At 70.7% G+C, this 1,038-nt stretch carries 1 protein-coding gene; it reads left to right on the forward strand.

The window, feature by feature from the left end:
• Positions 1-1,038 (forward strand): LysM peptidoglycan-binding domain-containing protein (locus X730_RS135375; protein WP_023827889.1); only part of this gene is annotated, 1,038 nt, incomplete at both ends.

A 1,038-nucleotide genomic window follows, 5' to 3' on the forward strand; every position in this document is an offset into this window, starting at 1 on the left:
CTGCCGACGCAACGGCTCCCGCGACCGAAGCTGCGGCTCCGGCGGCACCTGCCGCGCCCGCTGCTGCCCCAACAACCCCAGCGCCGGCCGCGGCCGGCCCGGTTGCGCCGAGCTTCGACGTCGTGCGCGTCGAAAGCAACGGCTCGATCGTCGTTGCCGGCAATGCTGCGCCCAATTCGAAGGTCGAGATCCTCAACGGCTCCTCGGTACTTGGCTCGACTGTCGCCGGTCCGGACGGCGCCTTCGTCATCGTTCTCGACGATCCGCTGAAGCCCGGCGACTATACGATTGGGTTGCGCGCGACGGCCGGCGATGTGGTTACCCCTTCCGTGCAGACCGCCGTCGTTTCGGTTCCCAAGGACGCCGCCGGCCAGGTGCTGGCGATGGTCGAGGAACCCGGCAAGCCGGCCGAGCTGCTTAGCGTCCCGGCGCCTGAGACCAAGCCCGCGGCACCGGCCGCCGGCGATCAGGCCGCTGCCCCAGCCGCTGAGGCGCCTGCTACGGCTGCGCCTGCCGTGGCCGCTGAAACAGCACCTGCTGCTCCGGCTGTGGAAGCCGCTACTGCCCCTGCAGCGCCAGCAGTACCTGCAGCGCCGCCGGCGGCAGGCGTGGCTGCACCCAAGATCGTCGTCGAGGCGGTCGAGATCGACGGCAACAAGATCTTCGTCGCCGGTCTGGCTGACGCCGGCCGCAAGGTGCGCGCCTATGCCAATGATATCCTGCTTGGCGATGCGGTGACCTCGCCCGACGGTCATTTCCTGGTCGAGGCGACGCGCGACATCCCGGTCGGCAGCTACACCATCCATGTCGACGGTCTCGACGCCGACGGCGTGAAGGTCGTGGCCCGCGCCGCCGTGCCGTTCGAGCGCGAACCCGGCGAAGCGATCGCCGCCGTGGCGCCCGCGGAGGCCAAGCCCACCGAGACCAAGCCCACCGAGACCAAGCCCGCCGAAGCAAAGCCTGCTGAGCCGGCCGCACCGGCTGCTGCCGAAGCACCGGCCGCTCCGAAGCCTGCGGCGCCAGCCACTATCGCGGCTG

Origin of the sequence: Mesorhizobium sp. L103C131B0 (assembly GCF_000502275.1) — a bacterium.
Taxonomy (GTDB): Bacteria; Pseudomonadota; Alphaproteobacteria; order Rhizobiales; family Rhizobiaceae; genus Mesorhizobium.